Annotated in this window: 26 protein-coding genes, 1 tRNA gene and 1 pseudogene; 4 read left to right on the top strand and 24 right to left on the bottom strand. The window is 62.4% G+C overall.

Annotation, left to right across the window (positions count from 1 at the left end):
• Nucleotides 1-350 precede the first annotated feature (350 nt).
• The gene (locus tag OZY47_RS06930; RefSeq protein ID WP_277177609.1) at nucleotides 351-1,634 is read left to right on the top strand and encodes an aminotransferase class I/II-fold pyridoxal phosphate-dependent enzyme; all 1,284 of its coding nucleotides are present in this window, start codon (nucleotides 351-353) and stop codon (nucleotides 1,632-1,634) included.
• 122 nt (nucleotides 1,635-1,756) lie between these two features.
• Here the strand turns inward: OZY47_RS06930 and OZY47_RS06925 are convergent, their stop codons facing one another.
• Nucleotides 1,757-2,749, bottom strand: coding sequence for a hypothetical protein (locus OZY47_RS06925; RefSeq protein ID WP_277177608.1), 993 nt, complete (start codon nucleotides 2,747-2,749; stop codon nucleotides 1,757-1,759).
• A 764-nt stretch (nucleotides 2,750-3,513) separates the two neighbouring features.
• Nucleotides 3,514-4,686 (bottom strand): annotated as a pseudogene (gene dinB / locus OZY47_RS06920) (DNA polymerase IV); the annotation flags it as partial.
• A gap of 512 nt (nucleotides 4,687-5,198) precedes the next feature.
• On the opposite strand from dinB, the gene OZY47_RS06915 reads away from it, so the two are divergent.
• Both OZY47_RS06915 and OZY47_RS06910 read left to right on the top strand, forming a co-directional pair.
• Complete coding sequence (locus OZY47_RS06915; RefSeq protein WP_277177607.1) at nucleotides 5,199-6,167, top strand: EamA family transporter; 969 nt, start codon at nucleotides 5,199-5,201, stop codon at nucleotides 6,165-6,167.
• Between the two features lie 77 nt (nucleotides 6,168-6,244).
• Nucleotides 6,245-6,331, top strand: a tRNA-Ser gene (locus tag OZY47_RS06910).
• A gap of 237 nt (nucleotides 6,332-6,568) precedes the next feature.
• Here the strand turns inward: OZY47_RS06910 and OZY47_RS06905 are convergent.
• Genes OZY47_RS06905 through OZY47_RS06890 form a run of 4 tightly spaced genes read right to left on the bottom strand, consistent with a single transcriptional unit; the run spans nucleotide 6,569 to nucleotide 8,736 of the window.
• On the bottom strand, nucleotides 6,569-6,916 hold the full coding sequence (locus OZY47_RS06905) for a phage holin (protein ID WP_277177606.1): 348 nt from the start codon (nucleotides 6,914-6,916) through the stop codon (nucleotides 6,569-6,571).
• A gap of 11 nt (nucleotides 6,917-6,927) precedes the next feature.
• The gene (locus tag OZY47_RS06900; RefSeq protein ID WP_277177605.1) at nucleotides 6,928-8,214 is read right to left on the bottom strand and encodes a GH25 family lysozyme; all 1,287 of its coding nucleotides are present in this window, start codon (nucleotides 8,212-8,214) and stop codon (nucleotides 6,928-6,930) included.
• A 28-nt stretch (nucleotides 8,215-8,242) separates the two neighbouring features.
• Nucleotides 8,243-8,422 carry a hypothetical protein gene (locus OZY47_RS06895; RefSeq protein ID WP_277177604.1) on the bottom strand — a complete coding sequence of 60 codons (180 nt, stop codon included), beginning with the start codon at nucleotides 8,420-8,422 and terminating at the stop codon, nucleotides 8,243-8,245.
• Nucleotides 8,419-8,736, bottom strand: coding sequence for a hypothetical protein (locus tag OZY47_RS06890; RefSeq protein WP_277177603.1), 318 nt, complete (start codon nucleotides 8,734-8,736; stop codon nucleotides 8,419-8,421). The genes OZY47_RS06895 and OZY47_RS06890 overlap by 4 nt, the downstream gene beginning before the upstream one ends.
• Here OZY47_RS06890 and OZY47_RS06885 point away from each other — a divergent pair.
• Nucleotides 8,624-9,694 (top strand): site-specific integrase, encoded by a 1,071-nt coding sequence (locus OZY47_RS06885; RefSeq protein WP_348519389.1) that lies wholly within the window; start codon nucleotides 8,624-8,626, stop codon nucleotides 9,692-9,694. The two genes, OZY47_RS06890 and OZY47_RS06885, sit on opposite strands and share 113 nt — an antisense overlap.
• A gap of 323 nt (nucleotides 9,695-10,017) precedes the next feature.
• Here OZY47_RS06885 and OZY47_RS06880 read toward each other — a convergent pair whose 3' ends face one another.
• The 18 genes from OZY47_RS06880 to OZY47_RS06795 form a co-directional block, all read right to left on the bottom strand.
• A complete protein-coding gene (locus tag OZY47_RS06880) occupies nucleotides 10,018-10,254 on the bottom strand; it encodes a hypothetical protein (protein WP_277177601.1) in 237 nt (78 codons plus the stop codon).
• Between the two features lie 36 nt (nucleotides 10,255-10,290).
• Nucleotides 10,291-11,145 carry a hypothetical protein gene (locus tag OZY47_RS06875; protein WP_277177600.1) on the bottom strand — a complete coding sequence of 285 codons (855 nt, stop codon included), beginning with the start codon at nucleotides 11,143-11,145 and terminating at the stop codon, nucleotides 10,291-10,293.
• A gap of 6 nt (nucleotides 11,146-11,151) precedes the next feature.
• Nucleotides 11,152-11,688 carry a hypothetical protein gene (locus OZY47_RS06870; RefSeq protein ID WP_277177599.1) on the bottom strand — a complete coding sequence of 179 codons (537 nt, stop codon included), beginning with the start codon at nucleotides 11,686-11,688 and terminating at the stop codon, nucleotides 11,152-11,154.
• Nucleotides 11,678-12,769, bottom strand: coding sequence for a hypothetical protein (locus OZY47_RS06865; RefSeq protein ID WP_277177598.1), 1,092 nt, complete (start codon nucleotides 12,767-12,769; stop codon nucleotides 11,678-11,680). The genes OZY47_RS06870 and OZY47_RS06865 overlap by 11 nt, the downstream gene beginning before the upstream one ends.
• Entirely contained in the window at nucleotides 12,766-13,629 is an 864-nt protein-coding gene (locus OZY47_RS06860) for a hypothetical protein (protein ID WP_277177597.1), read from the bottom strand. Before OZY47_RS06860 ends, OZY47_RS06865 begins: the two co-directional genes overlap by 4 nt.
• A gap of 4 nt (nucleotides 13,630-13,633) precedes the next feature.
• Nucleotides 13,634-15,478: a phage tail tape measure protein gene (locus tag OZY47_RS06855; RefSeq protein ID WP_277177596.1), complete on the bottom strand. Its 1,845-nt coding sequence runs from the start codon at nucleotides 15,476-15,478 to the stop codon at nucleotides 13,634-13,636.
• A 24-nt stretch (nucleotides 15,479-15,502) separates the two neighbouring features.
• On the bottom strand, nucleotides 15,503-15,940 hold the full coding sequence (locus OZY47_RS06850; RefSeq protein WP_277177595.1) for a hypothetical protein: 438 nt from the start codon (nucleotides 15,938-15,940) through the stop codon (nucleotides 15,503-15,505).
• Nucleotides 15,862-16,194, bottom strand: a complete 333-nt coding sequence (locus OZY47_RS06845) for a hypothetical protein (protein ID WP_277177594.1) — start codon at nucleotides 16,192-16,194, stop codon at nucleotides 15,862-15,864. Before OZY47_RS06845 ends, OZY47_RS06850 begins: the two co-directional genes overlap by 79 nt.
• The gene (locus OZY47_RS06840) at nucleotides 16,194-16,862 is read right to left on the bottom strand and encodes a hypothetical protein (RefSeq protein WP_277177593.1); all 669 of its coding nucleotides are present in this window, start codon (nucleotides 16,860-16,862) and stop codon (nucleotides 16,194-16,196) included. The genes OZY47_RS06845 and OZY47_RS06840 overlap by 1 nt, the downstream gene beginning before the upstream one ends.
• A gap of 18 nt (nucleotides 16,863-16,880) precedes the next feature.
• On the bottom strand, nucleotides 16,881-17,294 hold the full coding sequence (locus tag OZY47_RS06835; protein WP_277177592.1) for a hypothetical protein: 414 nt from the start codon (nucleotides 17,292-17,294) through the stop codon (nucleotides 16,881-16,883).
• A 2-nt stretch (nucleotides 17,295-17,296) separates the two neighbouring features.
• A complete protein-coding gene (locus OZY47_RS06830; RefSeq protein WP_277177591.1) occupies nucleotides 17,297-17,557 on the bottom strand; it encodes a hypothetical protein in 261 nt (86 codons plus the stop codon).
• A 3-nt stretch (nucleotides 17,558-17,560) separates the two neighbouring features.
• Nucleotides 17,561-17,899, bottom strand: a complete 339-nt coding sequence (locus OZY47_RS06825; protein WP_277177590.1) for a hypothetical protein — start codon at nucleotides 17,897-17,899, stop codon at nucleotides 17,561-17,563.
• A complete protein-coding gene (locus OZY47_RS06820; RefSeq protein ID WP_277177589.1) occupies nucleotides 17,896-18,378 on the bottom strand; it encodes a hypothetical protein in 483 nt (160 codons plus the stop codon). The genes OZY47_RS06825 and OZY47_RS06820 overlap by 4 nt, the downstream gene beginning before the upstream one ends.
• Before the next feature lie 65 nt (nucleotides 18,379-18,443).
• Entirely contained in the window at nucleotides 18,444-18,695 is a 252-nt protein-coding gene (locus OZY47_RS06815) for a hypothetical protein (RefSeq protein WP_277177588.1), read from the bottom strand.
• Nucleotides 18,695-19,903 (bottom strand): phage major capsid protein, encoded by a 1,209-nt coding sequence (locus OZY47_RS06810; protein ID WP_277177587.1) that lies wholly within the window; start codon nucleotides 19,901-19,903, stop codon nucleotides 18,695-18,697. The genes OZY47_RS06815 and OZY47_RS06810 overlap by 1 nt, the downstream gene beginning before the upstream one ends.
• On the bottom strand, nucleotides 19,900-21,048 hold the full coding sequence (locus OZY47_RS06805; protein ID WP_277177586.1) for an HK97 family phage prohead protease: 1,149 nt from the start codon (nucleotides 21,046-21,048) through the stop codon (nucleotides 19,900-19,902). The genes OZY47_RS06810 and OZY47_RS06805 overlap by 4 nt, the downstream gene beginning before the upstream one ends.
• Nucleotides 21,049-21,061: 13 nt before the next feature.
• The gene (locus OZY47_RS06800; protein WP_277177585.1) at nucleotides 21,062-23,032 is read right to left on the bottom strand and encodes a phage portal protein; all 1,971 of its coding nucleotides are present in this window, start codon (nucleotides 23,030-23,032) and stop codon (nucleotides 21,062-21,064) included.
• A complete protein-coding gene (locus OZY47_RS06795; protein WP_277177584.1) occupies nucleotides 23,032-23,205 on the bottom strand; it encodes a hypothetical protein in 174 nt (57 codons plus the stop codon). The genes OZY47_RS06800 and OZY47_RS06795 overlap by 1 nt, the downstream gene beginning before the upstream one ends.
• Nucleotides 23,206-23,221 lie beyond the last annotated feature (16 nt).

Below are 23,221 nucleotides of genomic sequence, written 5' to 3'. Positions count from 1 at the left end.
GGGTCTTGTGCGTGTGGCGCGAATCGAAAGTTGCGTCGTTAGGCAGACTGTGGACACCGTTTTCCTGCTTGCGGACGCAAAGATATGGTCGCGTGCGTCAGAAAGCAGATTATGAGCGTTGTTTTTCTGCTTACGGACGCGGACATGTGGTGATACTCTTTCGCGTCGGCAGGCTGGTTGGTTATACCATTGGTGGTTATTGGATGCGTGTTGATGGCGTTCTTCGGGGATATGGCTTTTCGCTTGAGCTTGAGATTAAGCCGGGGGCGTGGCCCGAAGGTCGCCAGCGCACGAGACCCGCTGAAAGTTCGCCGGCAACCGACGACCAGATGACGCAAAAGGTGGTAAGCATGGGTTTTCATACGTTCGACTCTCCCTATGACTGGAGCCGCATCTCGTCGTATAAGAAGACGGCGGCGGCCGCGCCAGGTGGCATGATCAACCTCTCCGTTGGTTCGCCCGTCGACCCGGTGCCCGCCAATGTGCAACAGGCGCTCGCGGAGCATGCCGAGGCTCCCGACTCCCATGGTTATCCGAAGGCCACCGGCAGCGAGGCGTTGCGCCGCGCGGTCCCGGAGTGGTTCAAGAGCGTTCGTGGCGTGGATTTCGAGGCCATCGACGCTGATTTCGTGCCCACCGTCGGCTCGAAGGAGGGCGTCGCGCTCATGGCCTCCCTGCTGCACCTTGGCGAGGGTGATGTGGTGGTGCAGCCGGCTATTTCCTATCCCACCTACGAGATCGGCACGCAGATCGCCGGTGCCAGCACCCACAAGGTCGCGGATATCGCCGACGTCGATTCGTGGCGTTCAGTGCCGGGTGTCAAGGCCGTCTGGGTCAATTCACCCTGCAATCCTACCGGCGAGACGCTTTCGGCCGCGCAGCTCAAGGGCATCGTCGCCGCGGCCCGCGAGATCGGCGCCGTGGTGCTCTCCGACGAGTGCTACGCCCTGCTCACCTGGGGAAGTGACGATGAAAATGATGGTGGCGCTAAGGCGGGGAACCGTTCCGCTACATTGAACGGCAAACTTCAGTCCTTCGCGTCAGATGTCGATGTTCGCAGAGGAACGGGCGACACATTGCCAGCATCTGAAGCATGTGGATTGAGTGGGCCGTTGGTCGGTGCTGGATTTGCGCCAGCCTCATGCATGTTGCAGCCGGACGTTTGCGGTGGCAGCGCCAGGGGTATTCTCGTACTGTATTCGCTGAGCAAGCAGTCCAACATGGCGGGCTACCGCACCGCGCTCGTCGCCGGTGACAAAGACCTGATCGCCGAAATGGCAGTCTACCGCAAGCAGATCGGCGAGATCATTCCCGGCCCGGTGCAGGCCGCGATGGCCGTCGCGATGGGCGACACCGATGACGTCGTCACCCAGCACGCCCGCTACGAGCGCAGACTGCACGCCTTGGTGGCGGCCTTGCGTGGCCACGGTTACGACGCCCACATGCCGCAAGGCGCGCTATACGTCTGGGTGAAGGCCCGCAGCGGCGACTGCTGGACCGACCTTGCCGACCTCGCGCGCCTGGGCATCATCGCCAGTCCCGGCGAGTTCTACGGCGACCCCACCAGCCTCCGCTTCTCCGCCACGGCCACCGACTCCACCATCGCCGAGGTCTCCGCCCGCCTCGCCGCCTAATCCCCCCTAATCAGTGGAAAAAGCACCAAAACCGGTCCCCAAAGGTGCTTTTCCCACTGCCTCAGCTGCTTACTATGGAGAAAAGCACCATTTTGGGCCGATTTTGATGCTTTTCTCGCTGGTTAGACTTGCGAGTTGGCGATTTGCCACTCGTAGGTTCGCGGGGCACCGGCTTCCGTAAGTTTTTTCACCAGCGGTTCACGTTGTATCACGTCAGGGTACTCAAGGCGGACAATTTGCGTGATCGGCGTTGAATCGAGCAAGCGGCGCTCACGTTCCTTTTCTTCGTGGACAATCTGCCTGACATCTCGGTTCTTGGTCATCTCAGGATCAATGTACTTATCAAGCCCGTCAAATTCCACGGCGATGATGCTTCCGTCATATCGTGGGTATGCCATATCAACGCGATATGTGTGGAAACCATAGGCGTCACGCATCTTGAATTCCCGCTGCAACTCCGGAGCGGCAAACCCCTGCTCGAGCATGACCGCGCGGCATAGCGATTCCCCGCCGTTTTCGCTTTTTTCGTCAGTGTAGCGCAGCAAAGTAGAAAGCGGTTGTTCGGCCCCGCGAACCTCGGAAGCGGTCTGCTGTATCGTCTCCGGTGAAGTCAGATTCTTGCGTAACGCCGAATCGATTATTGGCAAAACCTCGTAAAATTGGTGGCGGATGGCACAGTCCACAATCGACCTGCTTACAGAAGTGACGTAGCCGTTGCTGGAACGATAGTCTTCGATATCGGGAATATGGATGTATTGCGTTATGTCGCTGGGACGATTGCCTATGAACCGTGGTGAGGCAAGGAATACCCTATTATTGTGATGCAGCCAAGAAGGATGCTCGATGCCATAGGCGCTGATGGCGCTTACTCCAGCGAATATCCAATTGTGGTGCCAATGATGCAAGCCGTTGAGAATCCACAGATATCGTTCGTTTTGGTCGAGGTTTTGCCAGATTTGTGTTCGGACATACAGTCCGTGTCTGGCTCGCGTCACCTCACCAGATTTGGCTAGTTTACGCAGTATTTGTTGGCTATTGTGGTCTGGCAGGTGCAAGCAGCGGCGTTGTGCCTCCGCTTCGGCCAATTCTCCTGCGATGTGTTTATTCATCTTCATATGGAAGACGGTACGGCAATTCGCGATATCAGCGGTGGTTTTTAAGGTGGTGTGGTCGAACGCTTTGAGTTATCCACATTTCGGCGTGTCGTGCCACAATTTGGCGCTTTTCCACTGCTAAAGCTTCAAACCCGTGAGAAAAGCATCAAAAAGCTTTGAAAACGGTGCTTTTCCCACAGTTAAAGCCGCAACCAGTGGGAAAAGCACCTTTTCGGGGTGATTTTGGTGCTTTTCCCACTGGTTTATTCCTCGGGCTTGGAGTTGTGGGCGGTCTGCTTGGCTTTCCAATCGCCGTGCTCCAAGCCTAGGCTGGCCGCACCAGAGCCATAGCGCTCGCGGACGGCGTCGAGCACGGTTTCGGCGGCGCGGATGCGGTTTCCGGTATTCCTTCGGTTCCCGCTAGTGCCATAGTTGTGGCCGGTAATGTTCACATTGTTGCGGGTACCGTCGTCATCGCGGCTGATGCTGTTCTTGTCACCGTCAGCATCTTGGTTGTTGCTATTATTACCCACGTTGTCGCGATGGTCGTTGCCGTTGACTTGGCCACTGCTTAGATTGGCATCGTCGTGTTTGGCAGCGCTATTGTCATGACTGTTGTTGGTGTTGCGTGCGGTGGAATTATTGGCCTTGTTTCCGTTGCTGTTGATATTGCCGGGTGTGGCAGAGTTGTCATCTCTATTGCCTTGGCCACCATGATTACTGATACCACCATTGGCTTCGCTTCCGTCGCTGACTCCGCCTTCAGTGCCAGCGGCTCCGCCAGCATCGCCATCCCCAAGCAAATCATCAATCGTCAGCTGCACGGGCGTGGCGTCGCGGTCGCTCAGCGAACTCGCGCTCACTCCCGCGAGCCTGATCTCGCGCGGCAGGGGAGTGCTCTCGCCGGCCGAAGAAGGCACCTTCAGCATGGCCCTCAGCAGCGCGACCGCCTCGGGATACACGGCCTCGGTCGAATCCACCGGCCGCTCCAGCGTGTGCGCCTTGGTCGCGTAGCTGAGGTCGGCGAACCGCAGCTTCACCGTCACCGTCCGCGCCACCAGCCTCTTCTTGCGCAGCGCCGCGGTCACCTCGTTGCTGCAATGGTGCAGCAGCTCCATCACCCGTTCCATGTCGCGTGTGTCCTGCTGGAACGTGATCTCCGCGCCAATCGATTTTTCCGGCGCGTGCGTGACGATGGGCCGCTCGTCCTGCCCCCGCGCGGCGAGGTAAAGGTTGTGCGCGGTGATCTTCGAACGCGTCGCCTGCAGCAGCGCCGTCTCGTCCATCTTGGCCAGGTCGGCCACGGTCTTGACGCCCCATGCGTTGAGCCGCTTCTCAAGCGACGGCCCGATGCCAGGAATCCCGCGCAGTGGCATCATTTGCACGAATTCGGCGTGCCGCGCCTTCGGAATCAGCAGCATCCCATCCGGTTTGGCGTTGGTCGAGGCCATCTTCGCCACGAGTTTGTTGGCCGCGATGCCCACCGAGCAGGTGATGCCGAACCGCGCCGCCACCTGCGCACGAATCCATGCCCCGATGACGCTCGGCGACTTCCAGCGCAGCAGCGCGCCCGAGACGTCCATATAGCCCTCGTCCACCGAGACCTGTTCGATCTGGTCGGTCACCTGGCGGAACACCTCGTCGAAAATCCGCTTCGACATCATCCGGTAGTAGGCCATGTCCACGGGCACGAACGCGCCGCCGGGGCAGAGTTGCCGGGCGCGAACCATGGGCATCGCCGAGTTGACGCCGTATTTGCGCGCCTCGTAATTGGCGGCGGAGACCACGCTGCGCTCGCCGAGCCATCCGATGATCACCGGCCGCCCGCGCAGTTCCGGGTGCCGCGCCGTTTCGAGTGAGGCGTAGAAGGCATCCATGTCGATATGCAGCACGGTGCAGCCGGACTCGTCATGTCCCCAGTCGCGTTTCGCGGCCGCCAGTCTCGGTGCAGTGCTCATACCCTCATTGTAGGGCCGGTTCACGCTTTCGGGCGCGGTTCGTCGAGGGCGCGATACGTTCGGTGTCTTCCCTGTAAACGGATTGATTTTTCGGGTTCGAAGCAACGTCGTCGCACGATTAAAAGCGGTGGCGGAATCACACGGCCTTTGTATAGCGCACCCTTGCAGAACCCACGTAATCAGTTTGGAAGACTGAGGCTCCCACCACGCCACCAGTTGCAATCATTGGTCTCAGGATTGGGACTGCATCCTAACTACATCCTATTTTAAAACTGCTCTTGCGTTGATTGAGATGACAGTGTCTGCGCTTAGACTCCCAATCCACATCGCGCGACCTTCCATAACTTCCATCACTGAAATCTACAGCCGTGCCGCCGCCTGGGCCAGAGATTCGCTCTGTCGTCCTGTCCGCTGCCCCTCAGGTTCTCATTCATATCCCGCTATCAATTATCCTTTCTCGTAATTAGATAAGTCACATCCCCATCACCCGTTTCCGGTGTAGCGTATGCCTTATGAAATCCTCACCCACCAAAGCCTTGCACAACGGCGTCGATGTCGTGCTCAACCGCCTGCCGGTGGTCGCCATCGTGATGGTAGAAGGAATCATGATCTACCTGGCCACTTCGGTCGCCAAGCTTGCCTTCACCCAGCTCGACCCTGTGTTGGCTGCTTGGTATCGAGTCGGTTTCGTCGCCATCCTGCTGTTTGCCTGGCGCCGCCCGCTCTCCCGTGCCAAGCGTAAGAACCTTCCCAAGACCCGCCGCGATTGGTGCATCGTGGTCACCGCCGGCGTGTCGGTGATGCTGATGAACACGATGTTCTACCTGGCCATCAGCAACATGGACATGGGCATCGCCGTCTCCATCGAGTTCCTGGGCCCGCTGGCTGTCGCGGTGCTCACCGGCCGTGGCTGGCGCGAGCGCGTCGGCATCCTGCTCGCCGCCTGCGGTGTGGTGCTGCTCGCGGGCATCTCGCTGTCCAACCCCGCCAAGCACGCGCATTTCATGGTCGGCCTCGTCGCGATCCTGATCGATGGGGTGATGTGGGGCCTCTATATCGTCGCCGGCCGCCAGGTCGCCCAGCGCTCCAACCCGCTCGATTCCCTGAGCCTCGGCATGTCGATCGCGTGGGTGCTGCAGTCACTGTTCCTTGCCGTCCCCGCCGTGCGCGGGGTGGTGCACCCCAAGCCCGGCGCGACGTGGGCGCGTGGCCCATTTGGCCCGTGGAAACTGCTCGCGGTGCTGTTTGTCGTCGCGTTCTTCGCCTCGTTCCTGCCCTACATCATCGACCAGTTCCTCATGCGCCGCGCGAGTTCGGCGCGCTTCTCGGTCATCCAGTCGGTCAACCCGGTCATTGCCGTGCTGGTCGGCCTGCTCGTCGGCGAGGTGCCGACATGGGGTGAGCTGGCCGGCGTCGCGTTGGTGATCATCGCCGTCATCGTGACGTTCTCCGGCGATATACGACACGCTGAGACCGAATGAATGCCGCCTTTCGTTGGCATGCGTCTCATGATGATGCTAAAGTATTGAAACGTTGCGTCCACGTAGGTGCGCGACGTGGAGCTGTGCCTGAGTGGCCGATAGGGGCACCCTGCTAAGGTGTTAACTGCGCAAGCGGTTCGAGGGTTCGAATCCCTCCGGCTCCGCTTTTTGGGTATAAATCAAGATTCAGTCGGGAGTAGGCAAACGCTTACTCCCGATTGTCGTTTCGGCATATCCGGCGAGCCCGGCGAGTTCACCGTAAATCATTCCAAATCACTGCGAATAACGCATGTATGTACTCAAAATGTACTCACGCGTGCTATAGAAAATACCCCTATAAGACGAAAGCGCCCCGCTCCGGCATGGACCGGAACGGGGCGCTTGGATTTATGCCAACATGCTCAGCTTGAATTGGACTTGGCCTTGAGTTTGGCGTGCAGCTTGCTGATTCCCATGATGCCGCCGAGGAAGGCGTCGACCGCCGAGATGACGAGCACCACGACGCTTGTGGGCTGCCAGTGGACCCCGTAGCCGATGGACGCCACGAGGATGGCGAGATCCGGGAGCACGGTGGTGACGATCCAGTAGAGGACGTCATAGACCTTGTCCGGTAGCAGCCAGGCGGGCATCGTCCCGTCCGGGGTTTCCAGCGCTGGCGTCGCCGGCGTGCTGGCCTCGGTTTCGACATTGGTCGTGGCCAGGCGTTCGAGCCCGGGGCTGTTGAACGCGTGGCGTGGTTTCTCTTCCATGTTTCACCTCCTTAGTAGGTCAATACCTCGTCCGGGTAGATCAGGTTGGGGTTGCCTGACCTGTAGCCGTGGATCTGGCTGGGGCTGATGCCGAGACGCGCGGCGATGGCGCTGAGCGTGTCTCCCGGGCGCACCCTCACCGAGTGGTCCCAGGAGGAGGCCCCGCCGGTGTAGATCCTCTCTCCCGGGTAGATGGTGTACGGCCAGCTGATGCCGTTGAGGCTGGCGACGCTGCGCCAATTCTGCGGCCAGATCTTCGACAGGTAGTCGTTGGGCTTCACCACGTAGTATCCGCCGGACGAGCCCGTGTGGCCCATCCTGCGGTTGACGATGGCCATGACCTCGTCGTAGCGGCTGCCGAGCAGCTGGCGGCGCGTGGGGTCGTTGCCGAACTCCCCGCGGATCACCTCGTCGGCCAGGGTGTTCCCGTCGGCGGTCGGGGCCCCTTGCGCGGGCCTGACCTGCGAGGGGTCCGGGGTCTGGTAGACGGGGTTCTGCGCGCTGCCCACCGGGGCGTCGGCGTACTTCGACCAGGTGACCGCGTCGCCGTAGAACCAATCCACGTCGACCGCGGTGCCCACGCCGGGCACGAGGCCCGAGCTGGAGTACTGCCATGCCGCGGCGAAGCCCCACGGTCCGAGGTCGTAGGGCGGTGGCCCGGGGTCGCGCAGACGCTCGCCCTGGTAGCCGCGGGGGTATCCCGCGACCCACAGGCCGTAGTCCGCGCCGGCCACGGGAGTCCAGTCGGCCATCTGGATGGTGTTCGCCGACATGTAGATTAGCGGCTTGACGCCCCACTCGGACTGCACCCGGTCGAGCCACGTCTTGGCCCACCCGACATCGCGCTTGAGGTTGCCGGCAGGCTCCCAGTCCAGGACGGGGATGACGCCGGCGTGCACGAGCCCGTACTTCTGGGCGACGCGGGTGAAGTTGTCGGCCGAGGCCGTGGCCGTGTACAGGCCATTCTGCGCGAAATCGTAGGCCGCCATGCGCAGGCCCGCCTCGCGGTTCGTGGCGATCTGGCAGCCCGCGTACTCGTTCTCGTAGCCCGGCCCCTCGGTCAGCTTCGTGATCGAGAAGCTCGCCCCGGCCGCCCTGGCCTGGCCGGCCGAGTAGCAGCCCTGCCAGCTGGCGTTGTCGAAGCCGGCGTCCGCCAACGCCGCGGGCGTCACCGTCAGGCCCAGCGCGACCACCGTGGCCACCGCCAGGCGCTTGACGTCGCGCCTCAGCCTCTCGATTTTGTGACGGGCGTAATAGGACCCCGACTTGTGCCGAGGTGCCGCTCTGTTCCGTGCCATCTTTCCTCCTTTGTTTGTCGGAATCCCTTTACCGGCCCCCGCTCAGCAGAGTCCAGGTCAGAATCACCAGGTGTTCCAGGTCATGGATCTCGATCACCGCGAAGCCGATTGCTCCGAGCACCGCGCCGGCACCGATGACCGCGAGCGCCGTGATGACGACTTTGAGCGCGAGCTTGTGCTTTTTCGCGAATCTTTTGAGCCAGGTCATTTTTTCTTCTCCTTGCTGCTGGGCCCGTTGTGGGCGTCGATGATCTCCTGGTGCAATTTCGTGCCAAGGCCATTGCCACCGAGCTGGTGGTATGCCTCGTAGATGTCGTCGGCCTCCTCGGCCACGTCCATGTCCACCGGGAGACCGCGTTCTACCGTCTCGCGGTGGATGCGGTGGAGCTCGCCCCGCATCATCGCCTGCATGCCGTGGACGAGCGCCCTGCCGTACCGCCATGCCAGGGCGAGCCCGCCGGCGATGCCGCCACCCAAAAAGGGGATGAGCCAGTCCATAAGCGATTGCAGCCAGTCAGGCATCGATGAGCCTCCCGATAATCGATGGTGGAATCCCACACGCGGAATCCACAGGAAAGCCCTGCGAGCGTGTGGGTTTTCAAGGAGTGAAGAATTGATACTGAATGAATTCGTCGACGCAAAATGGCGTCCATCCTGCGCGGCGCTTAGGGAGTGCACGATGGTGGGTTACGAGTCTGCGCTGCGTCTGCACATCCTGCCCGTCTTCGGCGAAATGAAGCTGGATGATATCGACGTGCAAGGCGTGGAAGCTTGGATCGCGGGCATGCCCTCCAGAGGAGCTGCGAGAAAGGCGTGGTCTGTGCTCCGCAGTATCCTCCGCAAAGCCGTACGTTGGGGAGATCTCGAGCGAGACATCACACTTCGGGTACAGTCACCAAAGCGCTGTAACTATCACCCTGCAGTACTTAACTCTCATCAGATACGGACTTTGCTGCAGGGGTTTTACAATCATCCCCTCGAAGCTTGGCTTATCTGCAGTGTGACCTTAGGCTTGCGCACCGAGGAGGCATTGGGGCTGGAATGGACTGATATCAATCTACGCGATGGCCATGTGTCCATCGAGCGGGGTTTGCAATGGGTAGGAGGTCATGAGGTCATCGTGGACCCCAAGACCAACCTATCGCGAAGGACCGTGATTCTGCCAAGATTCGCCGTCAAGCGCCTTCGACAAATTCGACATGGGCGCAAGGGCAGGATAATCGGTGACCTTAATCCTAACCAAGTAGCGAGGAGATACCGCACACGGTGTCGGAAAAATAACTTGCCATGGGTACCCCGACGAAACCTACGCCACTCTTGGGCGACCACGGCTCTCGCCGCCGGCGTCGATGTCGCAATCGTCAGTCGCGCCCTGGGGCACAGTGACATATCGACCACTGCACGCTACTACTTGAGGCCCGAGCTGTCAGTCCTGCGTGATGCTCAAAAGCTCTGGGAGCACAGCATCATGGCTTCGTAAGGGTCCCGCGAACCCAAGTCCTGGAGGTGGACTGGTTTTGCGCGTGGAACATAGTCGTCAGATTATCCAAGCGTGGAGATCTGGTCACCGCATCGGGGGATACGTATGCCTCCTATTCCGGGCCCGTGAACTGGACCGGAATAGGTGAGGCGTCATCATTCCCCACATGGGCGTGGCCCGCTCGCAAACCCGCGCAGATCATGCTTTTCGGACAAGGCGGCCAAATACTGCGCCTGGATCTATCTGATACCGACCATAAAATCCACGCCTGCGGGACCGTAGCCACGCAGACCAATTACGGCGTCTATGGCGCATGGCTCGCGTCATAGACGCGCGCCGACAGTCCACGAGATCGTGACATCGGTCGCGGATTGGGGACCTTGAGACCAGACGAAAAGATGCAGCGAATCTGTGTTGCGGATCTTGACCAGCGCGCCGATCAGGATATTGTCATTGATTGGTGTGACCTGGCAGACGTAATCGGCGGACCCCATATCAATGCCGAGTGGCACATCCACCTCGCCAAAATATGCGCCGTGCCACTCGTGATCCAAATCCATCTTGCCAGTCCACACGCCCGCGCGGGTTCGCGGGAGCTACGCGGCCCTGACCTCCCAAAAGATTCGCAGATCCATGCTGTCCATTCCGGCCATCGTGGCTCGCAGATCAAAGCCGTCGACGCTTCGGCTTTTTACTGTCACCCAGGAAATGACTTCACCCTGCATGGGCTGCGCGAAAATCTCATAATCCGTGTTTCCCATGTTGGTGTCCAACTCGATATGGACAATCCCAAAATTGTAGCCGTACCAGGTGTTTTCCTTGGTGACGGTTCCTTCCCATGTGCCACTCTGCGAAAACTGGGTTCGCGGGACCCACACGCCGTTTCGCAGCGCATATTCTGTGCCGTCGGCGAGCGCAGCGCGCTGCCCTTCGATGCCAGATACCGTTTTGAGTCGGTCGAGGCTCGGGGCGGTGATGAGCATGTCGGTTTGGAGGGTGAGTGCGGTGTCGCTGGCTACTCCGGCGTCGATGCGGGCGATGACCATGCCGGGAATCTGAGAGTCCGGGGTCGTGGCCGGGTAGGCGGTGGCGGAGAGCTTTTCGCCATCGCCATGGCCGGCGGCCTTGTCGTCGGCGGTGAGGGCGATCTTGTAGCTGCCTGTGCTGGTGGGGATTCTGAGCTCGTAGTCGCGGGTGATGGCGTAGGAGTACATGCGCCCAAAAGCGCAGATCCAGCCGGCGTGCGCGGCTATCGTCACGGTGGTGCCGTCGCAGGATACGAGTGGTGAGGGTGATCCCGCGCGGATGCCTGAGAGGCCGCCGAAGGGTGTGCCATCAGGCGCGGCTTGGATGGAATTGACGGCCATGCGGTAGTCCGCCGCGGTGTAGGGGACGTCTGTGGTGCCGTCGCTGGCGAGTGGGTGTAGGACGAAGCCGTTTGAGTCTGCCATGATTGCTTACTCCTCGATTTGGATGGGATTGGTGTATTGGGCGTGCAGGGATATGCGCACGTCGGTGGTCACAGTGGACGAGCTCGGATCGCCGTTGGTGGGAGCGATGGCCAATTGCAGGGTGTCGCCGGGCAGCACGTTGAGTGACAGCGATATCGCGATGGGCACGTTGCCTACCGGATTGAAGGTCACGATGCCGGAGGCCTGGGTGACGGCGCGGCCGTTGATGAGGATCCACATCAGGTTTTCGGTGAAATTGGAGTTGAGGACGTTGCTGCCGAAGGCGCTGAATGTGGCGAAGATGTCCGCATAGCCGTCCACGCGTGGGATAGTGTAGAGCTTGCTGTGCCATGCCCCACCGTTGCCGGTGTGGGCGCTGACGCTGCCGATGTCCTCGGTTCTCGTCCACACGCGGGGAATCAGTGGGCGAACGCTGTTCGGCACCGAGGAGGAGAGCTCGCGGTCGTGGCGGCGCAGGTCGTTGGCTGTGTTGTACAGCGACTGGGTGCCGTCGCCCACGGGGAAACGGAATTTACTGCCCATCGGTCGCCTCCTTCTGCGTGATCGGCGTTATCGTCCAGCTGCCACTCCACTCGATCTTGTAGCCGATGATCCGCATGACGCCCTCGGAGAGGTCGGGGAACCGGTCGCTGGTGTAGTCGATGTCCCAGCGCACCATGTCGCCTGGCGTCCATTCGACGCCGAGCTTGGGTGCGGTCAGCAGGTCGAGGACGATGTTGACGGGTTTCGCGCCGTCCTTGACACTTATGCTCTTCGCGGTCGCGTGGCCGGTGAGCTGCTCAATGTCGGTGATCGAGGTGGACGGGGTGAAGGTCAGGGACCATACGGGACGGTAGGGGTCCGGGCTGATGATCCATCCAGATGACGGCCTGGTGTCACCGTCGGCCGTGGAGACCGCGCGCACGCGGGTCGCGCCGGTGTCCTTGCCGAACTGGTAGTCGAGCTGGAATTGCGTGGTCTGCGGGAGGCTGAATTCGGTCACGGGCTCGGTCGCGCCGTAATGGTCGCTGAAATGGATGTGGCACCGGTAGGAGCCGTCGTCCTGGCGCTCCCACCATGATCCCCATTCGGGTCCATCCTCGATGCCGGCGAGCTCCTGGATGGCCGATAGTACGCTTTTGTCGTCCTGGTCCTGGTAGGTGCGGTCCCTGCGCTGGTCCGAGTCGTCGGCGGTGGCGACGAGGCAGTTCCTCATGCCGTCGATGGCCCATTTCTGGACGATGTCGCGCCCGATCTCCGTCTGCAGGGATTGCGTGTAGGTCTTGTCTCCCACGGGGCAGGAATCGAGGTAGGCCTCGATGGTCTCGAGTTTGAGCGCTATCGACGGGCCGTCCGCGTCACGCTGCATGTCGGTGACGATGCCGCCCCATAGCGGCTCCTCGTCACGCACCAGGAGCAGGGCGACGCCGCCAGGCAGCAACGCGTCGAACCAGTTGTCGGGTATATTGTCCCAAGGGAGCGCGGCGTCGGCCGTACAACCCTCCATGAGATGGTATTCGATGCTGTCGCACTGCAGGTCGGGAAGCTCGGCGATTACCTCGCCGGTGACGAGGCTGACGGACAGCCATGACAGTGGGGTGTTGGGATGGGTGTCGATCGTCATAGATACGCGCTCCTGAAATCGATGGAGAGCCTCGCGCCGGGGTCATAGTGGTCGGCGCTGAACTGCCATTCGTTCTCGCCGGGCAGCGCCTCGCTCCAGCCACGGCGAATCACCTTGCCTCTTGCGGGGTCAGTGCCGTCGATGAGCACCTGCCGGTCGAGCGAGTTGAATTCGGCGTAATGTCCCACGCCGAGGGCGACGTCCAGGGCGAGGATCCTGCCCGATGGCTGGTGGGTGATCATCGGCCCGGACACCGGCCCGTCGACGCGCATGTGCACGGGGGTCGGCGCGCTGCCGGTGTTGGTGAGGGACACCTGGCCGGAGACGGTGTGCTCGAGGAAACCATAGTGGGTGCCGGAGCCGCCGAACGTGTAGGGATAGGTCAGGCCCCCGGTCGTGCTCGGCAGGCCCGTTGACCCGGAGACGCCAGAGCCGGCATCGAAGGAGTAGGGGGTCAGGCTCACGAGCGGTATGCTGAAATCCCACGCGAGCTCGCCCTTGCTGGTGAAGAGGATCTCGCCGGAGTCCTGACGGACCAAGAAGAGTCGGGGAACCCCGAAGAGGTCGTGGACCATCTCGCCCTGCGACAGCGGTATGGCCGCTAGGAGCAGGTCACGGCTGGCGAGGAACGCCTGGTAGGTGGGAGCGACGACGCTGCCCTCGATGGAGAAGGTGCGTCCCAGACGGCTGCTGCGGTTCGCGAACCACCCGTCCGAACGCACCTTGACGCTGTGCTCGTGGGTGGTGCCCGCCCCGTTCCACAGGTTCGTGACGTTGTTCGCGAGCCATTCGCAGCCGTTGCCGTCGCGCCCCCACAGGCGGTAGCCTCCGATGGTGACGTGCAATCCTCCGTCGTACATCGTCTCAGCCTCCGATCACAGTCGCCAGGCGACGCATCGCCTCGTTCGCCACCGAGTTGGCGTCGCTGCCGTAGATTTCGAAAGTCACGTTGATGGGACGTCCCGAGCCCGCCTTGCTGAGCGGGGTGACCTGCGCGCCCTGCGGGAGGGTCAGCAACTCGGGGCCGCGTTCGCCGACCATGACGGTGCCGGCCGCGGCGATCATGCCGCCAGTGGCGAGCATGGGGATGCGGAAACTCCTGCCGCCCACACCCGGTATCCAGTCAGGCACATCGAACCCCTTGCCGCCGATCGTGCCGTTCCACCAGCTCTTGATGGCGCGGAAAGCGTCGCGGAACGGGGCGGAGATGGTGTCGGCCAGCCCGTGGAAAAATCCACCAATCGAGCCAGGTATGTTTCCAAAGAAGTCGACGATCCCGTGCCATTTGGACAGCACCGCTTCTCCGGCTACACGCCATCCGATTGATAGAATCTCGCCTATTCCTCCGAAGAATCCTCCAATCATGCCGGAGATCATGCCGAAGAAATCGGTCACGGAATGCCATTTGGCATAGATTGATTCCGCGGCGTGCAGGAAAAAGGCCTCGATGGAATGGATCGTCGTCGAAAGGAACTGCGTGAACTGCGCCCAGAGCGCGCGCCCGGTCTTCGTCTTCGTGAAGAAGTACACCAAGGCCGCCGTGATGGCGGCGATGGCCGCGATGGCGATGCCCAAGGCGTTGGCCTTCATCGTGGTGTTGAAGAGCGCCTGCACCGTGGTCGCGATCTTCGTCGCCGACGACCATGCCTTGGTGACGCCCGTGACGGCGGTCTGCATGGTCTTGTACGCCTTGAACGCTGCCGTTGCCGCGGCGATGCCAGCCGCGATGGGCTGGAGCCACGCCTTGTTCTGCTGAGCCCAGTTGGTCAGACCGCCGAGCTTCTGGAGCATGCCGCTGACGAGGTTGCCGACGGTGCCGCCGACACTGGCGAGCGCCGAGCCGAGGTTGTTGGCGAAGGCTTGGACGGCTGGTGTTTTGAGCCAGGTGATGAGGCGTTGGAGGGTGGGGGTGACCGAGCTGGTGATGAAGTTGGCGAAGCCGGTGAAGGCTGGTACGAGGGCTTCGCCGACGGTGACTTTGAGTCCTTCGCCTGACATTTGGACTTCGCGTTGGGCGTTGCGGTAGGCGGCCCACTTGTTTTTCGCGCCGTCGTCGAGGACGATGCCGAGGCTTTTGGCTTTGGCTTCGAGCTGGCCGATGCCGGCGCTGCCCTTGTTGAGGAAGGGGAGCATGGCGGTGCCGCTGCGGCCGAAGAGCTGGGTGGCGAGCGCGGTCTTTTCTACGCCGTCGGGCATGCTTTTGAATTTGTCGGCGACTTGGGGGAGGAGCTCGTTCATGGGTTTGAGCTTGCCGGTGCTGTCGGTGATGCTGGTGCCGAGGAGTTTTTGCATGGCGGCGGTCTTCTCGCTGTCGCCCTGCACTCCTTGGAGTTTCTTGGCGAAGATGGTGAGGCTGCCGGTCGCGGCCCCGGCGTCCATGCCGCTGAGCCTCATGGCTCCCTGGAGGGCGCTGACCTGGCTGGTGGTGCCTCCGGTGACCCTTTGGAGGCTGGCGACGCTGCCGGTGAGGCTGGAGAACTGGCCGACGGAGTCCTTGACGAACTTGCTGACGCCGGCGACGCTGAGCGCGGCGGCGACGGGGCCGGCGAATTTCTTGAGCGAGGCGGCGAGGTTGCCGCCCAGGGCGCTGCCTCCGCTGTCGCCGGCTTTGGCGGCCGCCGGCACGACGGCGCTGGTGATCTGCGCCTCGGCGTTGGGTGTGGCCGCGATGAGCTCGTAGTATGCGGTCATGAGTTTCTTCGTGCCCATCGCGTCCTCTTTTCTGTTATGCGGCTAGTCCCAGCCGATCCTTCGTCTCATCTCCTGGATGGGCAGCCTGTCGGGCTGGTGCTGGAGCTTCAGATTTCTGCTGGTCGTCTTCGTTCGTGGCTCTCCCAGATGGATGAGGTCGATGAAATAGCCGTCGGGAAGGCTCTCGTAGTCCTCTTTGGTGAGGCCGAGCGTCCGGATGGCGTTGACCTCGAGGGATTGGAGGACTTGGCTGAAACGGATGCAGGCGGGGAAGCCGGCGAGCTCGCTGCCGAGCGGCCCGTCCATGTTGGCGTGGTCGACATAGTCGATGAGGTCGCGCCAGTCGAACGGGTCGCCCTCGAACATGCGCAGGTTCAGACCATGTTGCAGGAGGTCGGCGTTCAGTGCGCCCCGGTGCCCTCTGATGAGGCCTCCGAGGCTGGCGATTCCCCCATGCTGGCCGTCGACGACTCCTCCCAAGCCTCGAGCCAGTCGACCATCTGCTTGCCGTCGTCGAAGATGCCTACGAGGTCCATGTCGTCGGTGCTGTAGTAGGAGAGAATCTTCTCGACGGCCTCGATCTCCTGGTCCTGGTCGGGGTTGCCCAGGCTGACGATCAGCTTGGGCGGCAGGAACTGCAGGTAGGGGACATGGTATTTACGGCCGTGCTGGTCCTCGAACTCGAACTGGTTCTCGGGGTTCCGCGCCTCGGACTTGGGAATCTTGTACACCATCAGTCGGCCTCCTTCGAGGTGGCTGTGACACTGTCGTTATCGGCGGCCTCCTCGGCCTTCGTGGAATCCTGCTTGTCGGAGTCGTTGAGCACGTGGACACGTTTCCGCCCGTCATCCCAGTACTCGTGGAAGTACTCGCCGTTGTCGTCGGGGAAGAGGGTCCAGGTGACGCCTCGGTTGATGCTGTCGTTGTCCTTGGCGGTGTACTTGTCGCGCGAGGTGATCTGCGAGTCGGGGAAGACGAGGCGTCCTCGCACGTCCCCGTCGACCATGTCGATGACCTGGACTCGGTGCGGGGCCATGTCCACCTTGCCGGCGATCTCCAGAAGGTTCCCATGGTCTTCGGTCGCCGCCGCGCTGGTGACGTTGGCGTCGCCGTAGATGGCCTTCTGCACGACCGGGTTCAGGTATTCGATGAAGCTGTATCCGACGGTCACCTCGGTGCTTTTCTTGACCACGCGGACGGTTCCGACGCCCCATGCGGTGATGTTCTCGGTGTCGATCTTCTCGTTGCGCTCAAGGCCCTCGCTGGCCACGAACCCGGCCTTGGCGAAGGCCTGGTCGACGTCGCCAGTCGCGGTGGTCGGCACAGGCGTGCCGAGCGGCGCGAGCTGGATCCCGCCGGTGACGGCGTCCGAGCCGACGACGATGTTGTTCTTGTCACTCATATCTGCTCCTTGTTTTGGTTAGTGATTGTCGGTGATGATGTTTCGTGAGCGCATCTCGACGGTCGCCGAGTAGCGGCTCATGTGCGGGTAGTCCGGTTCGGGGTCGTTGCCAGCGCCTCCAAGGAGCCGGTAGCCGAAAAGCTCGCCGTGGGCGTTCTCGAGGGCAGCCAGCGCGAGGGAGGTGATCCTCGCGGCACGTGTCTCGGATTGGGCCCAGCCTTCGACGGTGATGTTCCATGAAGTGGTCTTGGGGGTCTCGTTCTGGCAGCCGGAGGCGATGAGCCTTACGAATTCGTCGAGCGTTTGGCCGTTCTGGTCGACGGCGATCCTGGTGCCCGCCTCGATTCCACGCACTTCCGGGATGGTGTCGAATACGGCGCTGATCTGGCCGGCGCACTGCTGCTCGATGTCTCTGGGGATGTTGAGTTGCATGGCTAGCCTCCGCTCAGGGCTCGTGTCAGGCACCGTCTGGTCGCCTCGAGGCGCTGGGCCTCCTTGGTGGCGGCCGAGACGATGTACCTGCTGCGCGAATGCGATGGTGCCGGATAGACCCGGTAGCCATCCTCGATGCCGGCGAGCGCGTTGGCGCGGGCGGCGATCTCCTCGGCCTTGGCCTTGAGGCCCGCGTCGACGGCCTGGTCGCGCCGCAGCTCGTCGAAGGCGTCGTAATGGAATTTCACGGTCGCTTTCCCCATAGGTCACCCCTTCCAGGCCTTGAGGGTCGCTTTGCAGTACGGGAGGATGCCGAGCGGGTCGGGTATGCGCAGCACCATGCCGTCGACCTGCAGCTCCTGACCATCGACCCGCACCTGGGCGTTGTCGGCGACGGGCGAGCCGGAGGGCATGTAAAGCGTGTACTGGCTGAGCGTGCCCTCGCGGTTCTTGGTGTCCGTGCCGGTCGTCGGCTCCTGCAGGTCGCAGCCGCCTAGCGTCTTCCACTCGTCGGTCCATGTGAGCGTGAGGCTTCCATGGTCGCGCGTGTAGGTGGGGTTGCGGTACTTGATGGTGGTGCCGCCGAACATTCCAAGCCCGCTCATACGCGGCCTCCCAGCGAGTAGCGTTCGATGGTCTCCGTCCACTTCTGCGTGACGCCGACGGTGGCGGAAGCGCCGAAAGTGACGCTGCGCCCACCGAGCGCATAGGATTGGAGGCCGGCGAGCGCCCGGTATTGGATCTCGGCCTGTTCGAGCACGGCGTCGGCGATGTCTCCCGGCGTCGTGCTCCAGCCATGCGTGCAGGTGACGGTGATGTTGCCGAGGCCGTACGGCCAGCGGGCGTCACGGCGCAGGATTCCCGCGCCGCGGTCCGCCTGCCAGTCGTCGACATCAGTGCCGTCGACCGTCACACCGTCGATGCCGGTCAGGTGCATGGCGGGCAGCAGCAGGGTCTGGGTGCCGTCGCCATTGAGCGTGATCCTGTCATGCTCGACGGCCAGCGGGTTCCAGCCGGTGCCGCCGACGAACCGGTCGGTCGACCGGCGCAGGGCGAGCAGGAGTTTCGGGTTGTCGGCCGGCATACCGGTCAGGATCGCCAGGTCATCGGGATCGGCGAGATACGTCGTGTCGGCCATTTCCTCGCCTCCTACTTCGCGCTCTTGGGGGACTTCGTCTTGGTGGAGTCGGGCGCGGGCACTTCTTTGGTGGAGGCCGCGTCGCCGTCCTTGTTCTGGTCGCCACCGGGCTTATCGGGATCGGCTGGAGGATCCTTTGGTGTGTCCTCCGTATCCTTGGTGGGAGGATCCTTCGGGTCGTCCTCCTTGATGCCGAGCTTCTCGGCGTCCTCGGGACGGTAGCGTTTGCCGTCGGAGATGACCATGCCGTATGCGTCCTTCATCACTCGCCTCCCTTGATGTTGGCGACGAGCAGTTTGGCGGGCTCACGGCAGAGCATGAGGCTGCGCTGTTCGGCGCGGATATAGGTCAGGTTGTTGCGGGCGTCGTCCTCGTTCTGATTGAAGGCGGTCACGGAGATCCCCTCATAGTCAAGGAGCTGGATGACGCTGAAATCGCCGATGATGGCGGTACCCTGGTTGACGTTCTGGGATTCGACGATCGGATAGCCCCACAGCGTGCGCGGGCCCATGCCGAAGGGTCCCTGTCCAAGGAATCGGTCGTTCTTGTCCCTCAGAAGGTCGATGGATTCGATATCCTCCGGATTGAGGACGATGGCCTGGATCTTCGCCTTGCTGGTCTTCTGCAGGCTGGTGATGCCCTTGCGGATCGTGGTCACCATGTCGGTGACGAAGCTCTGCGCCAGGGTGCCGGTCATGTGCAGGATGCCCTCGGGTTCAGTACCGCCGGCACCGTTGAGCACAATGTCCTCAATCTTGTCGTCAAGATTGTTGCGCAACGTGGTGTCGATGAGGGTGCTGATGATGCCATCATCCTTGAGCTCCTGGTTGGTGACCTTGAAGCCGTCGGCGTAGGTGTAGCCGTTGGCGGTCGCGAGACGGAACTCGAGGGTGGAGAGGGGCTTCTTGCTTTTCTCAGGCACGATGCCGGCGTTGTTGGTGACCTTGACCAGCTGACGGTAGTCGGTGTGGTCGGAGTCCGTGGTTCCTCGCGTGATGAGGTTGAGGAACACCGGCTCGTTACGGTAGGTCAGGTCGTCGATGCCGGGAAGTCGCGTGGTCTGCACGGCTCCCGCGAGTCCAGTGGACAGGGGATCGGGGTCGGCCTTGCGCACCGACTGGAACGACCCCAGGTCACGGGCCTTGATACTGACGGGCTGTCCGTCCACGCCATGCGGGTTGGACTTGTGCCAAGCCTTCATCTCCGGGGAATTGACGAAGCGCTGGCCGAGCGTCATGCCCTTCATGGCCTGCTCGGTGCCGTCGTCGCCCTTGCTCTTGGGCTCGGACTTGATGGCACCCTTCAGCAGGGCGGCCGTCTTCTCGGTCTTGGCGATGTCCTTCTTGAGGTCGTCGATCTCGCCGGTGAGCTTCTCGGCGCGTTCGATGTCCTCGTCGGTCAGGCTCTCGCCCTTGGCCTCGAGCGTCTTGGCCTCGGCGAGCAGGGCCTTGAGCCGTTCTTTCTTGTTCATTTTTCCTCCTCGCCCGTCAGGGCTGCTAGATGGATGCGCGCCAGCGCCTTCCGCCGGCGCATCAAAAAGGCCTCCGAATGTTCGGAGGCCAAATTCTTGGATTTCCCGGAGTCGCCGGGAGGGGATACGGCGTCGATCACGTCGTCGAGCGCCTTGATGTCTTCGGCGAGGCTCGCCCTGGTGGACTTGAGGGCCTCGACATGCTTGGCAGCGAGGACGCGCCCCTCCTTGTCCACATGCTCGGATTCGTGGTGTTTGACGTCGATGAGACGGGTGTCGGGGTTCGCTCCCTTGAGCGTCATGCTGACCTCGGCGAGGTCGAACTGCTTGACGTGCTCGGTGCCGTCGTCGTCGGTCTCGATCTGCGAGCGGTCCTCGAAGCCGCCGATGGAGAATTCGTGCACGCGGCCCTGGCTGAGCAGGCTGTAGGCTTGCTGGGCGGTGGGATTGTCCATGTCGAGTTGGGCTTCCACCTGCAGGCCCTCGTCGGTCTCGCTTGCCTGGGCTGATCCTATGTGCGACCAGATGTCGTCCCACTGGTGGTCCCAGATGATTGGTAGCGGCGTCTTCTCGTCGAATCCTTTCAAGGATTCCGCGAAGGCCCCCGGCTCGATGATCTGGCCTTGAGAGTCCTTGACGCCGAACGCCGAGACGAGCGCCGTGAATTTGCCCTCGCCGGCGCTGGCGTCGGCCTTGACGGCGAACCGCTTGCAGATCTTGGTCTGGGTGCCGCTCTTGCGTTTCTCGAGGCTGCCGCCGTGGTCGTACCAGCGTCTGATCTCGTCCATGGTGGCGTCGTCGCGGCCATCATCCTTCGCGTGCCGAAGAACCTCGTCGATGCCGGGGTCGACGGTCACGATTTCCGCCTTGGCCTGCTCGTAGGCGTTGGAGCGGCTCGGGTTCATCCATGTCTGGATGATCCACGAGTCGGTGTCGACGCCTTTGAGCAGGTCGTCGATGACGTTGTCGCGTGCCGTCCGGGCCAAGCTCGCGGGCACTCCGTCCACGGAATGCTCCGCGGTCTGGCCCAGGGCCTTGGCGAGCGCGTCGAAGTCTACGACCACGTCTCCGTCGTGCTTGTGTTCGGCTATGTAGGTGGTTTTGCCGGCGGCCGGGGGTCCGGTCACCACTGTGATTTTTGCCAATGTGGTCTCCTTTTCACCATGTGTAGCTGAGCACGCAGGTGCATCCCGCGGTCTCGTCGACGTCGAGGCCGCCGTCTCCTGGCCAGCGAGCGCCGTTGCTGAATGTGTCGTCCATGCCGACGGTCTCGCCGTTCATGGCGGCGTGGGTTGGGCGTGGGTTGGCCGAGGTCACCGTCCATGTCTTTTGTGTGAGTCCGGAGGCGTGGGCGGCGTCTTGGCGGCCGAAGCCTGCGCAGTTGGCCACCAGCGCACCGGCCCAGGCGAGGGCGGTGGAGTCCTTTAGCCTGTCGAGCAGTGATTTTCTTGGGTCGTCGTCGCCTGAGTCGTCGGCTTCGTCGAGGTCGTCGAGGCTGCCGATCATCCCGTCGTTGATTTTTTTGGCGGCGTTGGCGTTGACGACGGAGATGTAGGGGCGCATGACGTCTTCGGACCAGCCGGTCTCGTCGGGGTTGTACTCGCGGATGACGCTTTTCGCGGCGGCGAGGGCCGTGGCCCAGGTGTGCGGGCTCATGGCGTCGGCGAGGATCCTGTCCCACTTTCGGTGGAAGTCGTCGGCGTCCGTGCCGGTCTTGTGTTCGTCGAGCTGGCGCTGGTAGATGCCGCGCAGGGTGTCAGCCAGCCCGTCCTCGGCTTTGGACTTGGCGGTGGCGAGCTCTTCGAGCGCCGATCGGCGCAGGGCCATACGGGCCTGCGAGCGCGCCTGGCTTTGCTTGGCCTTGCGGTTTTGCGAGCCGGTGTCGGTTGGGGAGGCGAGGCCTCCGGCAGTGACGTTGAGGGGGACGATGAGCTCGTCGGTTCCGGGAATCTTGTACATGTCGAGCATCGCACGGGCCTCGCTGCGGGTCATGTATGGCCCTCCGACCGCGGTCTGCAGGTAGGAGGCCATCTCCAAGAAAGACCCGTTGAGCGCGGCGTTGCGGTCGAGCTCCCCGTACAGTCCGTCACCGGAAGCGTCGAGCGCGGGGATGACCTGCAGGTTGAAAGCCTGCTCGAAACGCTCCAGGACGGGGCCCAGCGTGGGCCCGTAGAGCATCTGGCGGAACGCGGCGATGTTGCTGTAGTTTCCCTGACGGCTGCCGACAAGTTCGGGCGGGATGTGGAACGCCGAGCACACTTCCACCTCGCTGAGCCGGCGACCCTCGATGTCTTGGGCGTCGTCGGGGGTGATGGTGCTGCCGAGATTCTTATAGTCCATGCCGTCCTCGAAGATCGGCGTGCCGCCGGCCTTCGAGTCGCGGAAATCACGCCAGGACTGTATGAAGCGGTCCTTTTTCTTGTCGTCCCATTTCCCGGCGTCCTGCGGTCTGGTGATGATGCCGGTGAATTTCGGCGAGCGGTCCCATTGGGCGTTGCGCCAGGACACGGCGTTGGTCTGCTCCTGCAGGATCTGCGAGAGGGTGAGCAGCGGGCTCACGCCGATGCCGTCGGCTGCCGACCAGCCGGTGCCGATGGCGAGCGCCTCGCCGGTCAGGTCGATGATGCCCTGGGATGTCTGCACTCCAATCTTGACGATGTTGTCGAGCGCGTCGGACTCGATGTAGAGCATTCGCGGGGGGATGCGCTGGAGCCATTGGCGTCCGTCCTTGTCGTCGAGCAGGGCGACGCACCACCGGTCGTACATCATGCTGTCGCAGGTGAGCTCGTAGAGCAGGTCGTAGCTGGTGCGCCGCGACTGCGCGTTGGGCACGCGTAGCAGCCGTTCGGCGGTGCTGTCGCTGACGCGCTGCCGGTCGTCGTCGGCCTCGCGCTGGTAGACCTTCCAGGGGATGATGGCGACGTTGCGTGCCGCGAATTCGACGACCTTGCGGACGCTGGGTTGGGTGCGCCATACCTGCTGCACGTTGACCGGGCCGAGGCTGGCGATCGACGAGAGCGGCGTGCCGGGGTCGGCGACGGGGATTCCCCACGTGGTGCGGGTGTTGGCGTGCGGGATGGAGGGGTCGCCGAGGGTGATGATCCCGTTTGCTGTGCTGAGGCTTACCATCACACCACCTGCACCGTCATGATCGACTGCTTGTAGATGGTCACGGTGCCGGGCACCTCGCCCTCTTCTACCTTGACGCCGCTCAGGCGCACTCTGCCCGGCCACGCCAGTTGCGAGCGGCCGGAGAGGCTGCTCCCGTCGGTGAGGCTGACGGTGACGGTTTTCCCTGGCATGATCCACATGGTTTTC

The organism is Bifidobacterium sp. ESL0790, assembly GCF_029395435.1.
In the GTDB taxonomy this organism is placed as follows: Bacteria; Actinomycetota; Actinomycetes; order Actinomycetales; family Bifidobacteriaceae; genus Bifidobacterium.
This window is presented reverse-complemented; position numbering and strand designations above follow the sequence as displayed.